This window comes from Paracoccus sp. PAR01, from assembly GCF_014851995.1.
GTDB classification, from domain to species: Bacteria; Pseudomonadota; Alphaproteobacteria; order Rhodobacterales; family Rhodobacteraceae; genus Paracoccus; species Paracoccus litorisediminis.
On the sequence record NZ_JACVAW010000007.1, the window covers coordinates 17,599 to 39,029 of the forward strand.

Annotated in this window: 19 protein-coding genes; 6 read left to right on the top strand and 13 right to left on the bottom strand. The window is 64.6% G+C overall.

Going from position 1 to position 21,431, the window contains the following annotated elements; translation table 11 throughout:
* Window positions 1-13: 13 nt before the first annotated feature.
* The 5 genes from IB235_RS12600 to IB235_RS12620 form a co-directional block, all read right to left on the bottom strand.
* Complete coding sequence (locus IB235_RS12600) at window positions 14-883, bottom strand: ABC transporter permease (protein ID WP_192337042.1); 870 nt, start codon at window positions 881-883, stop codon at window positions 14-16.
* Window positions 880-1,827, bottom strand: coding sequence for an ABC transporter permease (locus IB235_RS12605; RefSeq protein WP_192337043.1), 948 nt, complete (start codon window positions 1,825-1,827; stop codon window positions 880-882). Before IB235_RS12605 ends, IB235_RS12600 begins: the two co-directional genes overlap by 4 nt.
* Window positions 1,828-1,944: 117 nt before the next feature.
* Window positions 1,945-3,453 carry an ABC transporter substrate-binding protein gene (locus IB235_RS12610; protein ID WP_192337044.1) on the bottom strand — a complete coding sequence of 503 codons (1,509 nt, stop codon included), beginning with the start codon at window positions 3,451-3,453 and terminating at the stop codon, window positions 1,945-1,947.
* 51 nt (window positions 3,454-3,504) lie between these two features.
* Complete coding sequence (locus tag IB235_RS12615; protein WP_155040234.1) at window positions 3,505-4,239, bottom strand: FadR/GntR family transcriptional regulator; 735 nt, start codon at window positions 4,237-4,239, stop codon at window positions 3,505-3,507.
* Window positions 4,240-4,426: 187 nt separating this feature from the next.
* Complete coding sequence (locus IB235_RS12620; protein ID WP_192337045.1) at window positions 4,427-5,101, bottom strand: GntR family transcriptional regulator; 675 nt, start codon at window positions 5,099-5,101, stop codon at window positions 4,427-4,429.
* Window positions 5,102-5,209: 108 nt separating this feature from the next.
* On the opposite strand from IB235_RS12620, the gene IB235_RS12625 reads away from it, so the two are divergent.
* From IB235_RS12625 to IB235_RS12650, 6 genes are all read left to right on the top strand, one after another.
* Window positions 5,210-6,253 (top strand): 4-hydroxythreonine-4-phosphate dehydrogenase PdxA, encoded by a 1,044-nt coding sequence (locus tag IB235_RS12625; RefSeq protein WP_192337046.1) that lies wholly within the window; start codon window positions 5,210-5,212, stop codon window positions 6,251-6,253.
* A gap of 79 nt (window positions 6,254-6,332) precedes the next feature.
* Entirely contained in the window at window positions 6,333-7,322 is a 990-nt protein-coding gene (locus tag IB235_RS12630) for a tripartite tricarboxylate transporter substrate binding protein (RefSeq protein WP_170297675.1), read from the top strand.
* Between the two features lie 69 nt (window positions 7,323-7,391).
* A complete protein-coding gene (locus IB235_RS12635) occupies window positions 7,392-7,889 on the top strand; it encodes a tripartite tricarboxylate transporter TctB family protein (RefSeq protein ID WP_192337047.1) in 498 nt (165 codons plus the stop codon).
* A 12-nt stretch (window positions 7,890-7,901) separates the two neighbouring features.
* Complete coding sequence (locus tag IB235_RS12640) at window positions 7,902-9,419, top strand: tripartite tricarboxylate transporter permease (protein WP_192337048.1); 1,518 nt, start codon at window positions 7,902-7,904, stop codon at window positions 9,417-9,419.
* Entirely contained in the window at window positions 9,416-10,837 is a 1,422-nt protein-coding gene (locus IB235_RS12645) for an NAD(P)H-dependent oxidoreductase (RefSeq protein WP_192337049.1), read from the top strand. The genes IB235_RS12640 and IB235_RS12645 overlap by 4 nt, the downstream gene beginning before the upstream one ends.
* A gap of 37 nt (window positions 10,838-10,874) precedes the next feature.
* On the top strand, window positions 10,875-11,201 hold the full coding sequence (locus tag IB235_RS12650) for a GNAT family N-acetyltransferase (protein ID WP_192337050.1): 327 nt from the start codon (window positions 10,875-10,877) through the stop codon (window positions 11,199-11,201).
* A 22-nt stretch (window positions 11,202-11,223) separates the two neighbouring features.
* Here the strand turns inward: IB235_RS12650 and IB235_RS12655 are convergent, their stop codons facing one another.
* The 8 genes from IB235_RS12655 to IB235_RS12690 are packed head-to-tail and all read right to left on the bottom strand — an operon-like array spanning window position 11,224 to window position 21,431.
* Complete coding sequence (locus IB235_RS12655; protein ID WP_192337051.1) at window positions 11,224-12,687, bottom strand: amidohydrolase family protein; 1,464 nt, start codon at window positions 12,685-12,687, stop codon at window positions 11,224-11,226.
* 13 nt (window positions 12,688-12,700) lie between these two features.
* Window positions 12,701-14,167: a chlorohydrolase family protein gene (locus tag IB235_RS12660; protein WP_192337052.1), complete on the bottom strand. Its 1,467-nt coding sequence runs from the start codon at window positions 14,165-14,167 to the stop codon at window positions 12,701-12,703.
* 60 nt (window positions 14,168-14,227) lie between these two features.
* A complete protein-coding gene (locus tag IB235_RS12665) occupies window positions 14,228-15,805 on the bottom strand; it encodes an ABC transporter substrate-binding protein (RefSeq protein ID WP_155040244.1) in 1,578 nt (525 codons plus the stop codon).
* A gap of 47 nt (window positions 15,806-15,852) precedes the next feature.
* A complete protein-coding gene (locus tag IB235_RS12670; protein ID WP_155040245.1) occupies window positions 15,853-16,815 on the bottom strand; it encodes an ABC transporter ATP-binding protein in 963 nt (320 codons plus the stop codon).
* Window positions 16,812-17,798, bottom strand: a complete 987-nt coding sequence (locus IB235_RS12675) for an ABC transporter ATP-binding protein (RefSeq protein WP_155040246.1) — start codon at window positions 17,796-17,798, stop codon at window positions 16,812-16,814. Before IB235_RS12675 ends, IB235_RS12670 begins: the two co-directional genes overlap by 4 nt.
* Window positions 17,791-19,302 (bottom strand): amidohydrolase family protein, encoded by a 1,512-nt coding sequence (locus IB235_RS12680; RefSeq protein WP_192337053.1) that lies wholly within the window; start codon window positions 19,300-19,302, stop codon window positions 17,791-17,793. Before IB235_RS12680 ends, IB235_RS12675 begins: the two co-directional genes overlap by 8 nt.
* Window positions 19,299-20,492 (bottom strand): amidohydrolase family protein, encoded by a 1,194-nt coding sequence (locus IB235_RS12685; protein WP_192337054.1) that lies wholly within the window; start codon window positions 20,490-20,492, stop codon window positions 19,299-19,301. Before IB235_RS12685 ends, IB235_RS12680 begins: the two co-directional genes overlap by 4 nt.
* 3 nt (window positions 20,493-20,495) lie before the next feature.
* Window positions 20,496-21,431 carry an ABC transporter permease gene (locus IB235_RS12690; RefSeq protein WP_155040249.1) on the bottom strand — a complete coding sequence of 312 codons (936 nt, stop codon included), beginning with the start codon at window positions 21,429-21,431 and terminating at the stop codon, window positions 20,496-20,498.

The following is a 21,431-nucleotide window of genomic DNA, read 5'->3' on the forward strand; positions in this document are numbered from 1 at the left end:
TACGTTCCTTTGATCAGTGTTCGCGCGGGTCCAGCGCATCGCGCAGCCCGTCGCCGAGAAGGTTGAAGCCGATCACCACCAGAAAGATTGCGGCGCCCGGCCAGATCGCCATCCACGGCGCCTGGCCCAGAAAGTTCTTGGCGACGTTCAGCATCGAACCCCAGCTGGGCGCAGGGGCCTGCTGGCCAAGACCAAGAAAGGACAGCGAGGCCTCGGCGATGATCGCGGTGGCGACGGTCAGGGTCGCCTGCACGATGATCGGGGGGACGACATTCGGCAGGATGTATCGGCGCATGATGTCCAGATGCCCCAGCCCGACGGCGCGCGCTCCCTCGACGTAATCCTCGGTCTTGACGGACAGCACCTGCCCACGCGTCAGCCGGATAAAGACCGGCATCGCCGACAGCCCGATGGCGATCATCGCATTGCTCAGGCTGGGTCCCAGAAACGCCGCCAGCGCGATGGCCATGATCAGGAAGGGCATCGCCAGCAGTGCATCGGTGAAGCGCGAGATGACGGTATCGGTCCAGCCGCCGAAATATCCGGCGATCAGCCCGATGGGCACGCCGGTCAGCATCGCAATCACCACCGAGATCACCCCGGCCAGAAGTGAGGCCTGCGCCCCCCAGATCATCCGCGACAGGATGTCCCGGCCGATCTCATCGCTGCCCATCAGATATTCCAGCGAAGGCGGCTTGCGGATCGCGCTCCAGCTGGTGGCCAGCGGATCGGCGATGGGCAGAAGCGGTGCAAGCAGCGCCAGCAGGCCGAAAAAGCCCACGATGCAAGCCCCGACCAAGGCCGAGCGGTTGCGCCGGAACTTGGACCAGACCCGCGCTTGGCTGCGCGCGGGCAGGGCCAGCGAGGTTTCGGCAGCGGTCATAGCGCGGTCCTCATGCGGGGGTTGAGCAGGACGTAAAGCACATCGGCGACAAGGTTCATCAGCAGGAAGCCCACTGCCGTACACAGCACCACGCCTTGCACCACGGCGTAATCGCGGTTGAAGACGGCATCTACGATCAGCTTGCCAAAGCCGGGGATGGTGAAGATCTGCTCGGTCAAGACGGCCCCGGCCAGCAGCTCTCCGAACAGTAGCGCGGTCAGGGTGATGACGGGCAGCAATGCGTTGCGGAAGGCATGGGTCATGATGACCTCGCGGCTTCCCAGCCCCTTGGCGCGGGCGGTGCGGATGTAATCGGCGCTGAGCACGCCCAGCATGGCCGAGCGGGTATGGCGCATCAATGTCGCGGCAAGCCCGGTGCCCAGCACGAAGGACGGCATCAGCATGGTCTGGAATGAGCGCAGCGGATCGACAAAGGGCGATTCATAGCCCGAGGCTGGCAGCCAGCCCAGTTGCACAGATACCAGCAAAATCAGCATGATCCCCAGCCAGAAATTCGGGATCGACAGGCCGGACAGGGCAATCACATTCGCCAGCCAGTCCAGCACCGTGCCCTTTTTCACGGCGGCAAGGATTCCTGTAGGGATTCCAATCAACAGCGCGAAGAACATCGACATGAAGGCCAGCTGGATGGTGACGGGCAGTTTCTGGCCGATCAGCTCCAACACCGGCTGCCCGGTCCGCAGCGAGACGCCGAAATCCCCGGTCAATACACCGCCCAGCCAGCGAAGATACTGCATCAGGAACGGGTCGTTCAGGTGGTATTTCTCACGCAGGGCGGCCAGCGTGGCGGGATCGCGCTCCTCCCCGGCCAGCGCCAGAACCGGGTCGCCGGGCAGAAGTTTTTGAAGTGAAAAGACCAGAACCGAAACGATCAGCAAGGTGGGCAGCGCGACCAGAATGCGCTTGGCGATATGGATGAGCATGCGGACAGCCTTGGTTGTCGCGCCGGATGGCCGATCCCGAAAATATCGGGGGGTTAGCCGGTCGCGCACAGCCGGAACGGAAGGGGCGCGGCGACAGGCACCGCACCCACGCGAAGATCAGTCGGCGTCGGTCACGTCCTTCAGCCGGATCATCCCGTCGGGATAGGCCTGAAAGCCCTCAATACCCTTGTCCAAACCAAAGACATAGGTCTGGTGGCCCAGATAGATGATCGGCATGTCGCGGTTCAGGATCGCGCCGGCGGCGTCGTATTTCTGCTTGCGGATGGCGACGTCGCTGGTGGCGCGGGCCTCGTTCAGCAGGATGTCGACCTCGGGGTTGCAGTATTTCGGGTCGTTGATGCCACCCTCGCAGGTGACGAACTGATGCAGGTTCCCGTCCGGGTCAGGCCGCCCCGACCAGTCCGAGCGCGACATCTGGAAATTCCCCGCCGTCTGTTCCGACAGCAGCGTGGCGAATTCCGTGGCCTGCAGCGAGACATCGAAACCGGCCTCGGCCACCATCGACTGGATCACCTGCATCATCTGCGTCACGACCGGGTTGTTGGCATGCTGCAACTCGATCGAGACACGCTCGACCCCGGCTTCGGCCAGCAGCGCCTTGGCCGCGTCGACATCGCGCGCTGGGACCGGGAGCGCGGCGTTGAACCACGGCGAGGTTGGGGCGAAGGGCTGGTTTCCGGCCCTTGCCGTCCCCTCGAACACGACTTGGTTCAGCGCCTCGCGGTCGATGGCCAGCGAGAAGGCCTGCCGGATCCGGGCATCCTGACCCACCGGGTTGGCGGCGCGGTCGCCGTTCTTGATGTTGACATAGATTGCCATGTAACCCAGCCCGACGGATTCCTGCGAGGTCAGGTTGGCGTCTTCGCGCACCCCCGCCACATCGCTGGCGGCGACGCGTTCGACCATGTCCAGTTCGCCCGAGCGCAGGTTCGCCAGACGGACAGTAGTATCGGGGATCGGCAGATAGACGACACGGTCGATCTTGACGCGGTCGGCATCGTAGTAATCCGCGAATTTCTCAAGCACGATCCGGTCCTGAGAGATCCGCTCGACGAATTTGAACGGCCCTGAGCATATGGGATTCGCGCCGAAATCCGCACCGGACGCCTTGGCCGCAGTCGGCGACAGGATCATGCCTGCGCGATCGGTCAGTTGCGCCAGCAGTGACGCATCCGGGGCCTTCAGGGTGAAGGTCACCTGCAGCGGACCGGTCGCCTCGATCTTCTCGACCGAGGACAGTTCGGACTTGCGCCGTGACTCGGGCAGGGTCATCGCGCGGTCGATATTGTAGACTACGGCCTCGGCATCCAGGGGGGTGCCGTCGTGAAAGACAACGCCGTCGCGCAGGTTCATCACCAGCTTCAAGCCGTCATCCGAGGTCGTCCAGTCGGTGGCAAGCTGGGGGACGATCTTCACGTCCTTGTCCAGATCGACCAGCTTGTCGCAAAGCCCGGTATAGACGATGCGACCGACAAAGGTCCGCGACTGGTGCGGGTCCAGAACGTCGGCATCGTCCTGAAGCCCGATCCGCAATTCGCTGGCGCTGGCCGGAATGGCCAGAAGCGCGCCAAGGGCAGCGGCAGAAAGCAATGTCTTGGTGATCATTTCATCTCCCATGTTGACTGTCGCGACCGGTTGGTCCGGTTTCTGCGTGGTTCAAGTTTCCGAGCCGTCCAGCGAGGTTTGCCGGATCAGCTTTTCCTGTAGCATCAGCAGATGCTGGCGCATTTCATTGGCGGCCGCCTGCGGATCGCGGGCGGCGATGGCGTCGATGATGGCGTGATGCTGGCGCAGCGTGATGTCGCGCGTGCCATTGCCACCGCGCGCGCGTTCGCGGATCGCCTGCCAGGCCTCGTCCTGACGCAACCGGTTCACCGTGTCGAAAAGCGACAGGAACAGCGCATTGCCCGCCGCCTGCGCGATCTGACGATGCAGCGTCCCGTCCCATAGCTCGCGGGCATCGGCATCCTCGCATTGGACGATCCGGTCGGCCAATTCATGCATGCGGGCGATCTGCGCGGGTTTGGCGCGCATCGCAGCCAGTGCCGCAAGCTGTGGTTCCAGCCGCAGCCGCACCTCCATGATCTCAAGGAAGTCGGTGGTGGCAATCTGCTCGGCACTGTTCTCGGCGGGCAAGGGGCCGGCAAAGGTTCCCGAGCCCTGACGCCGCCAGATCAGCCCCTCGGCCTCAAGCACCTCAAGCGCGCGGCGCACGGCGCGGCGGCCGATGCCAAGCGTTTCGGCCAATTGGCGTTCGGTAGGCATCCGACCGCCGGACCGCGTTTCGCCAGCATCCAGATAGCGGCGCAGGCGCTCAAGCGCATAGGCCGAATTGCCATCCTCGGCGCGGCGTTCGGGGTCGTTGGGGCGAAGCAGTTCCGATGCGGGCATGACGGGACCAATTTGCGATTGGCTCAGTCAATCTCAGGAAATTGGATTCGTAAATGGTTCAGTTTGGCGTCAGCCTAAATTCGTCCAAGGATGCGCAGAATGACAATTATTCACGCAGTAAGCGTTATGCCCCGGCGCGAGAGGTTGCACCGGGGGACCAATTGCGCGCGATCCTGGCAGGATTGGTTCAGGTCACCGCATCCCGGACCCGCGTCCAGGTGTTCAGCAGGTGGCGGGCCGCGATCTCGCCCAGAAGGGTGCCGTCGCGGGTTTGCAGGGCGCGGGCCATTTCCTCGTGTTCGGACACGGCATCGGCCCAAAAGTCCGGGCCGCGATTGCCGACAAAGCGGATGCGTTTCAGCCGGGCATGCAGGTTGCTGTGGATCTCGATCAGCACGGGATTGGCGGACAGGCTGACGATGCCGCGATGGAATTCCTGGTTGAGCTTGAAATAGGGCATGCGTTCGCGCTTGGCGTAGAACTCCAGCATCTGCTCATGGATCGCGACCATCTGGGCGATCTGGGCATCGCTTGCACGCTTGCAGGCCAGTTCGGCGGCCAGTTGTTCCAACTGCGCCAGAACCTCCAGCATCGAGAAGACCTCATCGGGCGTCAGCTTGCGCACAATGCTGCCGCGGGTCGGGCGGATCTCGACCAGACCTTCGGCGGCAAGGGTGCGCAGCGCTTCTCGGAAAGGGGTGCGCGAGACGCCCAGCTGTTCGATCAGCGCGGATTCGTCGATGCGAGAGCCGGGCAGCAACGCGCCCTCGACGATCAGGTCGCGTATCCGCGCAACGACCTGATCGTGCAGCGTGGCCTTGTCGACGCGCAGCGTGCCGACCGTATCGTTCTGTAGATCCATTTCCGCACTCCAAGCGACAGTTCATTTCTAGCGCGAAATCCAAGTGGACGCGATACGAAATATTGTATACAAAATTCAATATTGGATCGAGGGGAAGGAATCGAGGCGATGCGGATTGCGCTGGCGCTGGGGGATGCAGGTGGTGTGGGGCCGGAACTGGCGGCCAGCTTGATGGCCCATCCCGATCTGCAGGATCATGAGGTGATCGCCATCGGCGCCGAGAATGTCCTGAACATGGGCATCGAACATGCCGGGGTTGACCTGAACGTCACGGTGATAGCCGCTGATGATCTGTGCCAGACGCTGCCGGCGCGTCACGTGCTGGTCGATCTGGCGAATTGTGCCCCGGACGGGATCACCATCGGCCGCTCGAACCCTGCCGCGGGCGAGGCATCGCTGCAGAATTTCGCTGCCGCCCTGCGGCTGGGTCAGGCCGGGCTGGTCGATGCGGTGATGTTCACGCCCTTCAACAAGCATTCGATGCGCCTTGCCCGTCCTGCCTATGTCGATGAGATCGGGTTTATCGACGCGGTGCTGGGTGCCGAGCGCAGCGGCCGCGAATTCAACGTGCTGGAAGAGGTCTGGAACGCCCGCGTCACCTCGCATGTGCCGCTGCGGGCGGTGGCGGACCGGCTGAGTATCGACCGTATCCTGTCCAGCATCCGGCTGACATCGGAAGTGATGGCTGCGGCGGGCAAGCCCGGTGCGCGCATCGGCGTCGCCGCGCTGAACCCGCATGCGGGCGATGGCCGCAATTTCGGCGACGAGGATGAAGACATCATCGCCCCCGCCGTCGACTTGGCCGCGGCCGAGGGTTTCGACGTGAAGGGGCCGATCCCTTCGGATACGGTGTTCGTCCGGGCGATCCGGGGGGAATTCGATGCCGTGCTGACCATGTATCACGATCAGGGTCAGATCGCGATCAAGCTGCTGGGTTTTGACCGGGGGGTCACGCTGATCGCCGGTTACGATTTCCCGATCGTCACGCCCGCGCATGGCACGGCCTATGACATTGCCGGGCAGGGTCGAGCGGATCTGGGTGCGACCCGCGCTGCTGCACGCCTTGGCATCGATCTGGCCAGCATGAATCCCCGTCGCGATGCACAGGCGGCGCTGGCACCCGATTGGGCCACGGCGGCTGTGGAAGGATAGCGTTTTTCGGGTCGCCAACCCGGCCCGGAGACAAGATCGCGTGGAGGACGCGGTCCAATTCAGTGGAGGAGAGAAGATGATGAAGAAAGCAATCGGCGCGTCCGTCGCGTCGCTGATGCTGCTATCGGTGCCTGCCTGGGCTGAATGGAGCCCCGAACGGCCGGTAGAGTTCGTGGTCGCCTCGGGCGCGGGCGGTGGGACCGACAATTTCGCGCGCACCATCCAGTCGGTTCTGACGCGCGGCAAGCTGGTCGACCAGCCCATCGTCGTGCTGAACAAGGGCGGCGGATCGGGGGCCGAGGCCTTCCTTTACGGCAAGCAGAACAAGGCCGACCCGAACAAGGTCATCTTCGCCACGAACAACGTCTACCTGCTGCCGCATGTTGCAAAGCTGGCCTATACCGCCAAGGATCTGCAGCCGGTTGCGGCGCTGGCGATGGATGAGTTCATCGTCTGGGTCAAGGCCGACGCGCCCTACAAGACTGTCACCGACCTGATCGACGCCGCCAAGGCCGATCCCGGCAAGATCCCCTTCGGCGGCAGCCAGTCCAAGGACACCGACGAAACCCTGGTCGCGCTGATCGAGGACACGACGGGCGCCGATTTCAAATACGTTCCCTTCAATGGCGGCGGCGAGGTCGGCGTGCAGCTGGCGGGTGGCCATATCGCGGCCAACGTCAACAATCCCAATGAAAACGCCGGCCAATGGCAAGCGGGCGCGGTACGGCCGCTTTGCGTCTTTGCCCCTCAGCGCATGGCCAAAAGCGCCGCGATCCATGACGGCATGGGCTGGCACGACATCCCGACCTGCAAGGAGCAGGGGCTGAATATCGAAAGCTACCAGATGCCGCGCACGGTCTGGCTGCCCGCCGATACCCCGCCCGAGGCCGTCGCCTTCTACCAGCAGGCGCTGAAATCGGTCTTTGAATCCCCCGAATGGCAGGAATACCTGACCAAGACCTCGCAAAGCGGCACCTTGCTGACCGGGGACGCGCTGCAAGCCTTTATCGACGGCAGCGAGGCCAAGACCGTCGCCGTCTTCAAGGCGCAGGGCTGGTCGACCGAATAAGCCAAAGACCGGCCCGCGACCCGATTGTCGCGGGCCTTTTCGGATCAGGCGGGGGCAGGGGGAGAAGCTATGACCGTCAGACGTTTTCATGCCGAGGTGGCGACCGCGATTGGCACCGGCGCTTTGGGTGCCGCTGCGGTGATCGGCGCGCTGGAGCTGGGTCATGGCTGGTCGGAATCCGGCCCTGAATCGGGCTATTTCCCGTTCTATGTCGGGGTGATCCTGATCCTTGCCAGCCTGTGGAATCTGGGTGCAGCCATTGTCGCGCGACAGACGGCACAGGGCGATGACGGTGCCGAGCTTTTCCTTGACCGCGAGCGTCTTGTCCGTCTGGGCCGTTTCATCGGCACGATGCTGGCATTCGTCATCCTGACGGTGGTCATGGGCATCTATGTCGGTGCAGCCAGCTATGTCGCGTGGAATGCGTGGCGTTCGGGCGGCTATCGCGCATGGGTCGCGCTGGCGATCGGCTGTGGTTTTTCGGTGGCGCTTTATCTGGTCTTTGAGGTGGCTTTCCTCGTGCCCCTGCTGAAGGGGCCGATCGAGCCGCTTCTGGGCATCTATTGAGGGTCGTGCGAGATGGAGAACTTTGACCTTCTGATGCATGGCTTCGGCATCGCGATCACGCCCTTTCACCTGATGCTGATGGTCGTTGGGGTGCTGCTGGGGCTGGTTGTGGGTGTATTGCCGGGGCTTGGTGCGCCCAATGGGGTGTCCTTGCTGATCCCGCTGACCTTCACGCTGGACCCGACCTCGGCCATCATTCTGCTGTCATCGATGTATTGGGGCGCGCTGTTTGGCGGCTCGACCACCTCGATTCTGTTCAACATCCCCGGAGAGCCAAGCTCGGTCGCGACGACATTCGACGGCTATCCGATGGCGCGGTCGGGGCAATCGACGCGGGCGCTGACGCTGGCCTTCATGTCGGCGGGGATCGGGGCGTTGATCGGCGTCGTGGTGATCACGCTGCTGGCGGGCTGGGCCTCTCGCTTTGCGCTGCGCTTTGGCGCGCCGGAGTACTTCGCGGTCTATTTTCTGGCCTTCGCGGCGTTCATCGGCATGGGCAGCGCATCTCCGGTCAAGACGGTGGTGTCGCTGGCGACGGGGCTGCTGCTGGCCTCGGTCGGGATGGACAATGTCACCGGCGAAGTGCGCCTGACCTTCGGCTTCTCGGACCTGCTGGGCGGGATCAGCTTTCTGGTGGTGGTGATCGGTCTGTTCGGCATCGGTGAGCTTCTGGCCACCGTGCAAGAGGGGCTGCGTTTCCGTGGCGTGTCCTCGCGCATCGACCTGCGCGACATGCTGCGCACCATTGCGGAACTGCCGCGCTACTGGGCGACGACGCTGCGTTCGGGGCTGATCGGGATCTGGATGGGCATTACCCCCGGCGGCCCGACGGCAGCATCCTTCATGAGCTATGGCATTGCGCGGCAGGCCTCGCGCAAGGGTGCGGCCTTTGGCTCGGGTCGGCCGGAAGGCATCATCGCCCCTGAAACCGCCGACCACAGCGCCGGAACCTGTGCCATGCTGCCGATGCTGGCGCTAGGCGTACCGTCCTCGGCCACGGCGGCGGTGATGATGGGCGGGCTGATGATCTGGGGCCTGACGCCCGGTCCGATGCTGTTCGCGACCAAGCCGGATTTCGTCTGGGGCCTGATCGCCAGCATGTATGTGTCGAACATCGTTGGCGTGATCCTTGTCCTGCTGACCGTGCCGCTGTTCGCGGCCTTGCTGCGGGTTCCGTTCTCGATCATCGGGCCGATGATCGTCGCGATCTGCTTTGTCGGGGCCTATACGGTCTCCAGCGCGACCTTTGACCTGTGGCTGGTCCTGGTCTTTGGGCTGGTGGGCTATGTGCTGTCGCGGTTGGAATATCCGCTGGCGCCGCTGGTTCTGGCAATGGTGCTGGGCCACAAGGCCGAGAACGCCTTTTACCAGTCGATGGTGCTGTCGGATGGCTCACTGGGGATCTTCTTTGCCAATGCGCTCTGCGGCTCGATCATGGCAATCGCGCTGGCGCTGCTGATCGTCCCGAAATTGCTGCATATCGGCGCGCGCCTGCGTGGGCACCGCCCGGCCAGTCAGGAGATCCGATGAACCATCACAGCTATTTCGCCACCCGTGACGGTCGCCGCGTCGAATGCGCGATCACGGGGACGGGCGGTTTCGGACGCAGTTTTCTGGCGCAGGCGCGCCGCGTGCCGGGACTGTCCTGCCGCATCGCGGTGGATGTCGATGCCGCGATTGCCGCCCGCGTGCTGGCCTCGGTCGGGATCAATCCGGCCGAGATCGCGGAATGCAGCGATGCCGCCTCGGCCCGCGTGGCCTGGGATCAGGGCAAGGCCATCGCCGCCGCCGATCTGGCGCATGTCGCGGACCTGCCCTTCGAGGTCCTGCTGGAGGCGACGGGAAACCCCGAGGCTGGTGCCCGTCACGCCCTGATCGCCATCGAAGCCGACCGCCATGTCGTGATGGTCACCAAAGAGACCGACAGCGTCATCGGTCCCATTCTGGCCCGGTTGGCCACCGAACGGGGCCGGGTGGTGACGCCGGTCGATGGCGACCAACCCAGTCTGCTGATCGGTTTGGTGACATGGGCGCAGGTGGTGGGGCTAAACGTCGTGTCGGCGGGGAAATCCAGCGAATACGACTTCGTCTTCGATCCCGCGCAAGGCACGATCACCAGCAATGGCAGCAGCATCGCGGCCCCCGGCTTTTCCGACTGGCTTGCCGCAGGGGAGCGCCCTTGGGCGCAGGTCGCGGCGGCCCGCGCGCGGCTGGCATCGGCCTTGCCGCAGCGCGCCGTGCCGGACCTGTGCGAGATGACCGTGGTTGCCAATGCTCTTGGCATGATGCCTGACCGGGCCGATCTGCATGCCCCCATCGCCCGTATCCCCGAGATCGCGGACCTGACGGCCCTGAATGCCGATGGCGGATTGCTGCGGGGGCGGGGACAACTGGATGTGTTCCACTGCCTGCGCCTGCCCGATGAACCCAGTTTCGCGGGCGGCGTCTATGTCACCGTCCGCTGCGAGGATGGCGACACCTGGGACATGCTGCGCGACAAGGGGCATGTCGTGGCCCGCAATGGGCGCACCGCGATGCTGGGTCTGCCGCGCCATCTGCTGGGGCTTGAGGCAGCGACCTCGGTGTTCGAGGCAGCACTGCTGGGCCGCTCATCCGGCGGTCTCAACCCGCAGCCGGTCATCGACCTGACCGCCCATGCCGACCGCGACCTGAAGGCCGGGACGATCCTGCACGCGCAGGGGCATCATCACAGCATTGCCGATGTCTCGGGGCGGATGACCCCGGCGATGGTGCTGTCCGATGACGCGCCCATCCCCTATTACCTTGCCGCCGGACGCAGGCTGTTGCGCGATGTGCCCGCTGGCTCCGCGATCCTGTGCGGCGATGTCGAACTGGATGAGGCATCGGCCCTGCTGTCGCTGCGCCGTCTGCAGGACCGCGTGATGTTGCAGGCAGACTTGGTGGACCCGCTTGCACGCCGCGCCTAGAGTTGCGGCAGATGCGCTTGCAAAGGAACCGACAGGCATGACCGAGACCACCATCACGCGTGAGGAAACCGGCCCCCGCACCGGACGCTACGTGGCCCGCATCGAAGGGGTCGAGGGTGAGGGAGAGATCACCTTTACCCGGCGCGGGCCGGGCGTCATCAGCGCCGACCATACCGGCGTACCCGAAAGCATGGCAGGTCGGGGCGTCGCCGGGGCGCTGCTGGCACGCTTGCTGCAGGACGCGCGCGAGGAAAGTTTCCGCATCATTCCGCTGTGCCGCTATGTCCGCGGGCAATATGCGCGCCACCCCGAATGGGCCGATCTGTTCACCACCGCCCCGGGCGAGGATCCGGTTCAGCCCTGAGATGCGGCCTGTCAGCCCCGCATCACCATTGCGGCAGGCTGACCGGTTCGTCGAAGTGACGGTAAAGCTGCCCCCAGCCCGGCTCGCAGAGATGCTTTTCCAGACCCGCCCGCGCGACCAGTTCGCGGGCGACGCGGTTGCCTTCGGTGATGGCCTCGGCCTCATCCACGTGAAGGGCGCGGCGGTCGGACATGATGATGCGGCCATCGACCATGACCGTTTCGACGTCATGCCCCACGGCCTGCGCGATCAGGCGGTGGACGGGTTGCCAGTCCGGCGTCAGATGCGGCGCGCGCATGTCGAGGACGATCACGTCGGCCTTCTTGCCTGCCTCAAGTGAGCCGATCTCGTGATCCAGCCCAAGGGCGCGGGCGGCGTCGATGGTGATCATCTCCAGCACCTTGCCCGGCGGGAAGAAATAGCGGTCATGGCCGCGCAGCACATGCTGGACCGACTGGAACAGCCGTGCGGTCTGGAACAGGTCGAAATAGCGGTTCGGTGCGGTGCCGTCGGTGGTGACGGCCAGATTGATCCCGCGCGCCATCATCTCGATCACCGGCGTTGATCGGCCGGGTGGCGCATGGGTTACGGATGTTCCTGTTTCTGCCAGAATATCAATCTCTTGCGGCGAGATCCCCCAGCAATGCTGTAGATGGATATCCGGGCCGAGCAGCGCGTTTTCGGTATCCTGCGCCGCCATCCGGATATGGCCAGCAAAAGCGTCGGAATGCAGCCGAACCCTGTATTTCCGCGCCAGTTCGCGCACCGCGCGGGCATGGTCGCGGTCGTCCCGCGTCAGCCGTACCGCCTGATCCGGGGTCGAGATATTGGACGGATCGATTGAAGGCACGATGGTGAAGGGCGTCAGGTATACCTTGATCCGTCCTTCGGCGCTGCCGTCCAGCGTCTGGATCGCCGCCTCGGCCCCCTCCATCATCTCGGAGAAGGTGATCGAGCGGCGGACGGGTGAGCCGGTTTCCCAGCGTGTGACCTCGCGCGGCCACGGCAGACCCGCCGGGCCGGTGCAGATGATCTCTCGCAGCCCGATCCGGTCATAGGCGCGGGCGTGGTTCACCGCGAATTCGGGATCGTCACTGCGCGGCATGGAGGAAATGATGCTGACCCCGGTCGTCACCCCGGCGCGCAGCCGCTCCAGCCCCGAGACCATGCCTTCGGCGGCCCAGAATTCACGCGTCGTCTGATGCCAATAGGTCGGCGTCACGATCTTCATCCACAGCGGGCTGGTATCCGCGCCGATGCCGCGGATCAGGCAGTGCCCGGCATGGCCATGGGCGTCGATCAGGCCGGGCAGGATCAGCTTGCCGCGGCAGTCGATAACGTGGTCGCCGGGTTCAGGCAGGATCTCGGAGGCGGGCCCGACGGCGGCGATACGGTCGCCGATGACGCGGACGGCACCATCCTCGATGATACGGCGCTGCGGGTCGATGGTCAGAACGGTGCCATGGGTAAAGATCGTGGCAGTCATCGGGGCCTCGGTGTCAGATGATCGGGAATGAGGGGCGGAAAAGCTGGTCCAGCGGCGGATGACGCCAGCTGCGTTCGGGATATTTCGCGACAAGTCCGTCGAATTGCGCCTGTGCCTGCGCGCGGGCCTGAACCATGTCCATGCCCGCGACCTGACCGCGGCGCATCGAAAGACGGCCATCGACAAAGACCGCCTCGGTGATCTTGCCGTTTCCGCCCAGAACCAGCGTGGTGATCGGATCGACGGTCGGCACCATCCGGGGATCGTCCAGCCGGAAAATGGCGATATCGGCCAGCGCCCCGGCCTCAAGCCGCCCCAGATCGGCCCGCTTCAGCGCCCGCGCCCCGCCAAGGGTCGCGGCGTCGAAGAAATCGGCACTGAGCGCCGCGTCCGAGGCCCCGTCCGCGATCCGGCAGGCGATCAACCCGGCCAGCATGTTCATCCACATGTCGGGCGGCGCGGTGTCGGTCGCCATGCCGATATTCACGCCGCGCTTGCGGATGCCGGCAAAGCTTTTCAGCACCGATCCCATGCGGGCCGAGACCAGCGGCGAATGCGCGATGGTCACGCCATTGTCAGCGTAAAGCCCGATATCGCTGTCGGTGGCATGCGTGCCATGGGGTGCGATCAGACGCGAATTGAAGCAGCCCAGCGAGACCAGCCATTCCGCCGCCGTCGCGTCGTAAAGACGGCGCATCGTTTCGACCTCAAGCTTGCCTTGCGCCATGTGCAACCGCACCGGCACGTCCAGATCCTCGGCCGCGACAATGGTGGCCTGCATCAGGGCGGGGGTGTTCGTCTCGACCCGGTCGGGGGCCAGCAGGCCTTGTACCAGCCCGCCGCCATCGCCCGCCCGGCGGCGGATGAAATCGCGGGCGACGGCCAGCCCGGCAAAGCCGCGCGTCTCATTGAAACGCATGTGAAAAGCGCCGTCCCGGTCCACGACCGTTCCGCCCGAACGATAGGCCGGGCCAAGAAACACCCGCAGCCCCAGATCGATCGCGGCATCAGCGGCGGCATCGAATTCGGCGGCGGTCTCGGCCCATTCGCGATAGTAAAGCGAGGCAATGGGTAGCGCCGTGGTGATCCCGTTGAGCAGCAGCGTCGCAAAGGAATAGCGCTTCTGAAAGGCCAGTTCGCCCTGCGAATACATCTCGTAGGGGGTGTAGGTTTCGGGGCAGATGCGGCCCCGCGACCAGCCGGGCTGGTTGTCCAGAACAAGGCTGTAAGTGTCCAGATCGGACAGCGCGTCCAGATCGATCAACCCCGGAGAGATCAGCGCCGCGCCGAAATCGATGCGCCGCGCCACCGGCCCGTCAAAACACGGTCCGGCATAAAGGACGCGGTTGCCCTCGATCACCAATTCGCCGCGCCGGTGCAGGACATGGCCGCCGTCGCGATGCGCCAGCAGCCAGTCGGCCGTCAGCAGGCTGCGGCCCTTGGGGCGCAGGCCCAGGGTCAGTTCATCAAGCGTGTCCATGATCCCCCTCGGATGGAAGTGCTGCGCCGCCCGCTGTTACGGGCGGCGCATAAGGCGGGATTACTCGCCGACCACGGTGAACCAGTGGCGCGGCTTGTTGTCGGCGCGCAGGTCGATCGCCTCGATCGAGGCATTGGTGGCCCATGCGATCGGCTGCTGGTGCAGCGGGATCATCAGCACCTCGTCCTTGGCGATTTTCAGCGCCTCGGCCTCAAGCTTCAGGCGTTCGGCAGGATCGGTCGCCTCGGCGGCCTGCTTGACCAGCGCGTCAAGGGCAGGGGCCGACCAGCCGCCATAGTTCGAGACGCCGAACGTGCCTTCCTTGGTTGCCAGCACCTGCGACAGCAGGCTGAAGGCGTCCAGCGTCGGCTCATTCGCCCAGCTGAGGTTGAAGACCTCGGTATCGCCTTTCGAGCGCTTGGGCGACTGGACCGCGCGCGGACCCATGTCGATCGAGGGCTGGAAGCCGGCGCGCGACAGCAGGTTCGAAATCGCCTGGCACCAATCCTCTTCGTTGATGCTTTCGTCGTTCATGCAGGTATAGGTCAGCGGCAGGCCTTCCTTGCCGGCCTCGGCCAACAGCGCTTTGGCCTTTTCCGGGTCGGCAGGCTGGTAGGTGTCCAGTTCCGCCGAATAGCCCGCGATATCGGGCGCGATCAGCGAGCCCGAGGGCCGCGCCAGCCCGCGCATCACCCGCTTGTTGATCATGTCGCGGTCGATGGCCAGTTCAAAGGCCTGACGCACGCGAATGTCGTTGAACGGGTTTTCGGCGCCGCTGGGCAGCTTGTCGCGGCGGTTGAAGGCGACAAAGACCGTACGCAGCTCGGTCTGGTTAAGGACCTTGACACTGGGGTCGGCTTTCAGGCGTTCCAGATCCTGAATGGGCGCGCTGTCGACGATATCGACCTCGCCCGACAGCAGTGCCGCGATCCGGGTCGCTGCCGAGGTGATCGGGATGAATTCCAGCCGGTCGATATTGTGCTTCTTCTCATCCCACCAGCCGTCATTGACCAGCAACACGGTCATCGCGTCAGGCTTGCGGCTTTCCAGCTTGAACGGGCCGGTGCCGTTGGTGTTGCTGGTGGCGTAGCCTTCCTTGCCCTCATCATAGCGGGTCGGCAATTCGGTATTGTTGGCCTTGAGCCAGCCTGCGTCGAAGATGAAAATATTGGTGATGTCGTTCAGGAACAGCGACGAGGGCGAGGTCACGTCGATCTCGACCGTATGGTCGTCGATCTTCCGGACGTCCTTGAACAGCGGCATGTTGCCTTTCAAGGGCGAAGTCGGGTCCGCCGCGCGCTTGAACGAGGCCACCACGTCATCTGCGGTGAAATCCGCGCCATCGTGGAATTTCACGCCCTCGCGCAGCTTGAAGCGCCAGAACTTGTTGTCGACCAGCTGCCATTCGGTCGCCAGGGCCGGCTCCAGCCCGAAGGTTTTGTCATAGCGCACCAGCCCCTCATAGATGTGGTTGAGGAAGGCGAGGTTCGAGGTCGAGGGGATCGAGTTCGGGTCCAGCGAATAGATGTCGGCGCGCGACGCCCATTTGACGGTTTCCGCCTGAGCGGCAAAGGCGCTGACCGACAGCGCGAGCGCTGCGGCAAGTTTCGTGACGGCAAGCTTCGAGATGTTAGGCATGAACCTCTCCTGCAGATGTTCGGTTTTGTGGTTGGTAAGTCGGTTCGTCAGGCCAGATGGCAGGCGACCCGCGCGCCATCCGCCTTGGGCAGCAGTTCGGGGCGGTCGCTTTTGCAGCGCGGCTGCGCCAAAGGGCAGCGCGTGTGAAAGGTGCAGCCGGGCGGCGGGGCCAGCGGGCTGGGCACCTCGCCCGCCGCGATTTCGCGGTTGCGCTGGGGGGCGTTGACGTTCGGGATCGTCTGCAAAAGCAGCCGGGTATAGGGATGCTTGGGGTCGGCGAACAGGGTTTCGGTATCGGCCTCTTCGACCACGCGGCCCAGATACATGACCGCGATCCGGTCGGACATGTGGCGCACCACCGACAGGTCATGGCTGATGAACAGATAGGTCAGCCCCAATTCGTCCTGCAGCTTGCGCATCAGGTTCAGGATCTGGGCCTGCACCGACACGTCCAGCGCCGAGGTCGGCTCATCGCAGACCAGAAATTCAGGTTCCGAGGCCAAGGCGCGCGCGATCGAGATACGCTGCCGTTGCCCGCCGGAAAACTCATGCGGGAACTTCTCGCCATCGCTGGCGGCCAGGCCGACAATGCCCAGCAACTCGGCCACGCGGGCCTGTATCCCGGCATCGTTGTCGATCAGCTTCAGCTCTCGCAGCGGTTCGGCGATGATGTTCTTGACCCGCCAGCGCGGATTGAGCGAGGCGTAGGGGTCCTGAAAGATCATCTGCGCCGACAAGGGCTGACCGGATTTCCCCGGCGCAAAGCGGATCTGGCCGGAACTCGGCGGATAGATCCCGGTAACCAGCCGCGCCACGGTCGATTTCCCGCAGCCGGATTCGCCGACAAGGCTTAGGCAGCCGCCCATCGGCACGCTGAAGCTGACATCGTTGACGGCATGCAGCGACTTGCGTTTCTGCCCGTAAAGCAGTCGGTTCAGAAAGGGTGGCGAGACATCGAAGACCCGGTCAAGGCGGGATACTTCCAGCGCGGCGGTCTGGTTCGCGGTCATGCGACACCTCCATCATGAAGCCAGCAGGCGGCCAAGCCGGTTCCGGTCGGGGCCAGATCGGGCCGGTCGCGCCTGCAACGCGGGCCGGACATGGTGCAGCGGGGATTGAAGGCGCAGCCCGGCGGGATGGCGTTCAGGCGCGGCATCGCCCCGTCGATCTGGTGCAGATGCGCGACCCGCGCCCCCAGCGCCGGGATCGAGGCCATCAGCCCCTTGGTATAGGGATGGGCGGGCGATTTCAGGACCGTCTCGACCGGGCCGATCTCGATCAGGCGACCGGCATACATGACGGCGATGCGGTCGGCGGTTTCGGCGATCACCCCCATGTCATGGGTGACCAGCATGACCGCCGTGCCATGTTCCTTGCACAGCCTGCGCAAAAGCCCGGTGATCTGCGCCTGAATGGACACGTCCAGCGCGGTCGTCGGCTCATCGGCGATGATCAGCTTTGGGTTGGCGGCAAGGGCTAGCGCGATCACCACGCGCTGCCGCATGCCGCCGGAAAACTGGTGCGGGTAATGGTCGACCCGCTCGGTCGCACCGGGGATACCGACTTCTTGCAGCAGGCCGATGGCGCGGTCGCGCGCGGCCTGCTTGCCCATCTGCGGGATGTGCTGGCGGATGGTTTCCACCAGCTGCGCGCCCACCGTGAACAGCGGGTTCAACGAGGTCAGCGGGTCCTGAAAGATCGCACCGATCTCGCGCCCGCGGATCTGTTCCATCTGGCGGTCGGTCAACTTGTCGATGCGGCGACCCGACAGCCAGACCTCACCCGAGGCGATATGTCCGGGACGCTCCAGCAGGCCCTGAATGGCCAGCCCGGTCATCGACTTGCCCGCGCCGGATTCGCCGACCACGCCCAGAATCTCTCCGGGGCGGATCTGCAATGAAACATCGTTCAGCGCCGTGACCGTGCCATGCCGGTTCGGGAATTCCACGACAAGGTTTCGGACCTCAAGACAGGCATCCGTGGCGTCAAGCATCGGCTTTCTCCCGAAGGGGGTAGCTGGGCGGGAAGATCTCCTCGACCGGGGGATGGTCCCAGGTGCGGGCGGGGTATTGTACGATCAGCCGGTCGAACTGCTCTTGCGCTTGATCCCGCGCGGATTGCATGTCGATGCCCGCGACCTGACCGAAGCGCATCGACAGCCGACCGTCGACAAAGACCGCCTTGGTCACCTTGCCCGACCCACCCGCGACCAGCGTGGTGATCGGATCGATCGAAGGGGCCATGGTGACATCATCCAGCCCGAAGACCGCGATATCGGCCCGGGCACCCGGCATCAGCCGTCCCAGATCGGTGCGCCCAAGCGCCTTGGCCCCGCCGATGGTCGCGGCGTCAAAGAAATCGCGGGTCATTACCCGTTCCGGCCCGCCATCGTTCATCCGGCAGGAGATCAGCCCGACCAGCAGGTTCAGCAGCATGTCGGGCGGGGTCGTATCCGTCCCCATCGCGATGTTGATGCCGCGATCGCGCAACTTCGAGAAGCTGTTCAGGCTGCCGCCATGCCGACCCGAAACCAGCGGGCAATGCACGACCGAGACGCCGTTTTGCGCGTAAAGCTCCAGATCCTCGTGCGTCGCCTCGGTCGCGTGCGGCGCGATCAGGCGGTCGTTCAGCAGCCCCTCGCGCGCCAGCCAGACCGGGGCGGTCGCGCCATGCAGATTGCGGACGGTTTCAACCTCCATCGCGCCTTGGGCCATGTGCAGGCGGACCTTGCAGTTCATCTCCTCGGCGCGTTCCATGGTGGCGCGCAGCAGCCCGGCGGTGCAGGTCTCGACCCGGTCGGGCGCGAACATGCCCTGTACCAGCCCGTCGAAACGCCCGGACTGCCGCGCGATATAGTCGGCGGCGCGCTCCAGCCCGCGCAAGCCGCGCGGCTCATCGAAATGGGCGCGCATGTCGCCGGGGGCATGCAGGACCATGCCGCCCGAACGATAGGCAGGGGACAGGAACACCCGCAGCCCCAGATCGCCCGCCGCCTGCGCCGCAGCGTCGAACTCGGCGACGGTTTCCGCCCATTCGCGATAGAACAGCGAGGCGATGGGCGCGGCGGTGGTGATCCCGTTCAGCAGCAACTGGCCAAAGGCGAAGCGCTTCTGAAAGGCCAGATCGTCGGGCGAATACATCTCATAGGGGCCGTTCTGGACATAGGACAGCGGCCAGACCCGCCCCTTCTTCCATGACGGGAAATGGTCGATGCCAAGGATGGTCGTATCCAGATCGGACAGCGCATCCAGATCGATCAGACCGGGCGAGATCAGCGATTTGCCGAAATCGATGCGGCGGGCGACCTCACCGGGGAAATCATGCCCGGCAAAGGTGACGGTGCCGTTTTCAATGACGATCTCGCCGTTGCGCAGCAGTGCATGGCTGCCGTTCTCATGCGCTAGGACCCATTCGGCGGTCAGCAATGTGCGGCCCGAGGGGCGTGCGCCTAGCGACAGGCCAGCAAGTGCCTGTTTTGCGGGGATGGCTTTGGTCATGGCATGTCCACAATACATTTGCCCGCGCGGGCGATGACGCGGCCGGTCTTGACGACCAGCGGCGGGATCGAGGGTTGAACGACGGCATGGCCGATGGTCTGACCTTGCAGCAGGGTGAAATCGGCCTTGCAGCCTGGCGTCACGCCATAGCCCTCAAGCCGCATCAGATCGGCCCCGCCCTGACTGACGATGTCCAGCATGTGGCGCAGGTCGATATCCGAGCGCACGCCGTTCTTCATGCCGATGATCCGGGCGCGATCCATCATGTCGGGCAGGCCCCAAGGCCCCCAGGTGTCGCGGATGCCGTCGCAGCCCGCGCCGACCCGAACCCCCGCCTCGCGCAGGCGCTTGACCGAAGGCACCGTGGCCGAGGGCGCCCCGGTGGTGGCGATGCCGATATCCAGATCGGCGATTTCCTCGATCAGCTTGCCGACGCGCAGGTGGTCGTTCATTCCCAGCGCAAAGGCATGGCTGATGACGAACTTGCCCTGCATGCCATTGGCGCGGACCCGTTCAAAGATCAGCTCCATGGTGAAGGCGCCCAGCTCTCCGGCCTCATGCAGGTGGATGTCGATTGGTACGCCATGCTTGCCGGCCAAGGCGAATAGCAGGTCAAGCTGGCCCTTGGGGTCGCGGTCGATGCCACAGGGGTCGATGCCGCCCAGAACCTCGCAGCCATTGGCAAGGGCTTCGTCCAGCAGTTCCACCGTGCCGGGCGCAACCATGACGCCCGATTGCGGGAAAGCGACGATTTCGATGTCGATGATGCCACGCAGTTTCTCGCGGGTCTGCTGGACGCCCTCGACCAGACGCAGCCCATGGGTCGGGTCGATATCGACATGGCTGCGGATGTGGCTGGCACCATGTTCGGCCAGCCCGATGGCGTGGCGCATCGACTGGCGATGCGGATCAAGGCCCAAGGGCAGCCGGTTATCACGTTCAAAGTCGATGCGCTCGCGCAGGATGGCGGCGCGGTTGTTCTCGTGCCAGTCCATGCCCCATGTGGTCTTGTCCAGATGGGTATGGGCGTCGATCAGGCCGGGCCACAGGATCGCGCCCTGACCGTCCTCGGTGGTCACACCCGGCTGCTCGGCGATCTGGCCGATCTCGGCGATGATGCCGTCACGGATCAGGATGTCGGCTGCTGCCCCGCCCAGCGGGCGGACATTGCGCAGGATCAGGTTGGACATGGATTACCTCAGTTTCGGATTGAGGGCATCGCGCAGCCAGTCGCCCAGCAGGTTCACCGAAATGACCAGAAGCGAGAGTTGCACCACCGGAAAGATCACCATCCACCAGAGGCCCGAGAACAGATATTGGTTGCCGATACGGATCAGCGTCCCCAGCGAGGGCTGGCCGGGCGGCATGCCGATGCCAAGGAAGGACAGCGTCGCCTCGGTCAGGATAGCCATGCCAAAGGACAGCGTGGCCGCGACCAGCACCGGGGTCAGGGTGTTGGGCAGGATGTGGCGGAACATGATCCGGCGCTTGGGCACGTTCAAAAGCTTCGCCGCCATCACGTATTCCTTGCCACGCTCGACAATGGTCTGGGCGCGCACGGTTCGGGCATATTGCACCCATCCCGACAGGGTGATGGCCAGCACCAGCACCGCCGAGGCCCCGACCTCGCGCAGGCCCGGTGGCAGCATCTGTCGCACCACGGCGGATACAAGGATCGCGATCAGGATGGTCGGGATCGACAGCACGACATCGCCGACCCGCATCAGCAGGTTGTCGGCGATGCCGCCGAAATAGCCCGCGACCAGACCCAGAGACAGGCCGATCACCAGCGACAGGATGACCGAGGCAAAGCCGATCAGCACGGAAATCCGGGTGCCGTACAGCAGCACCGACAGCATGTCGCGCCCCTGCGTGTCCGTGCCCAGCAGATAGGGCATCTCTCCGCCCTCCTGCCAGATCGGCGGCAGTTCGGATTTCCACATGTCCAGGCTTGCCGCGTCATAGGGGTTCTGCGGGGCAAAGACCGGAGCAAAGAAGGCCGTTCCGATCAGAAGGATCAGCAGGCAGGCCGCGATCCGCGCCGACCATGAATGGGTGAAGCTCCACCACAGGTCGCTTTGCCGGATGCGTTGCAGGCGCGAGGGGCGGGTGGTTGCGGTCGTTGTCAT